Annotated in this window: 1 protein-coding gene and 1 pseudogene; both read right to left on the reverse strand. The window is 63.1% G+C overall.

What is annotated here, in order from left to right; all coding sequences use genetic code 11:
- On the reverse strand, positions 1–461 hold a 461-nt coding region (locus EN750_RS36290), incomplete at its 3' end, for a formylmethanofuran dehydrogenase subunit C (protein ID WP_127399414.1).
- Positions 458–978, reverse strand: a pseudogene (locus tag EN750_RS36295) (formylmethanofuran--tetrahydromethanopterin N-formyltransferase); the annotation flags it as partial. The pseudogene EN750_RS36295 and the gene EN750_RS36290, both read right to left, overlap by 4 nt.

Below are 978 nucleotides of genomic sequence, written 5' to 3' on the forward strand. Positions count from 1 at the left end.
CCCGCCTTGCCCCTGACGATCAACACACCGCCGTTCATGCCGGCCAGTTCCCCGACGAGCGGCGCACCGAGGTGGTCGCCGGCATTGCCTGTTATCTCAAGCCTGCCCCCACGCATGCCGGAGCCGGCGTATGGACCCGCATTGCCTTCGATCGTGAGCTCCCCACCGCGCATGGCGCGCCCGGCCTGGGCGCCGGCATTGCCAACGAGGCGAACCGACCCGGTCCGCATGCCTTGCGCCACAAGGTCAAGGCGCGTGCTTCCGCCTTCGAACACGATGCTTGTCGGATCGCTGCCGGCGACGCGAAAAATGTCGCCCACCTTCGATCCGTGCTTCGACATGCCGATCTGGATTCTTTCGACGTCGCGCCTTTCGATCCCGGCCAGCCGCTCCGGCGTCAGCAGCGACAGGTCAAGGCGCTCCGGCGGCTCGTCAACCAGGGTGAAGGTCAGCGCCTTCATGGCAGCATATCCTTCAGCGAGTAGATGAATTTCCCGAGCTTGCCGCCGTAATTGCCGGCGCTGATCCGAACCGCGCCTCTTTTCGGGCCGAGTTCTATGACAGCCTTGATGCCTGCCTTCATCGCGGCGGCAACTGCATCATTGGTTTCACCATCGATGACGATTTCCAGGACGGCGTTGATGTCGGGACCGAGCTCACTCGCGACGACGCCGCGCAGCGTTGGCGCGTAGGCTTCGTTGGCCGAAGCGATCATGCCTTTGTATTTGCCACCTATCTTGGAACCCGAACGGGCAATGCCGCCCGGAAACGGCACGATGGCGCCAGGCACCATGCCGATCGCAGCGACCGCGGCCTCGGCAGCGGCCAAAGCGTTGGCGCTGTTTTGCGCCATGACAAAGAAATTGCCGCCACCGACAGCTTCCTTCGTCAGTCCGGTCGTCGCTTCGCACAGGAACTCGCCATCCATAACGGGAATACGCCAGAAATGCCTGTCGCCGATCTTCTTGGAGATTTGCC

Source organism: Mesorhizobium sp. M7A.F.Ca.ET.027.03.2.1 (assembly GCF_003999175.1).
In the GTDB taxonomy this organism is placed as follows: domain Bacteria; phylum Pseudomonadota; class Alphaproteobacteria; order Rhizobiales; family Rhizobiaceae; genus Mesorhizobium.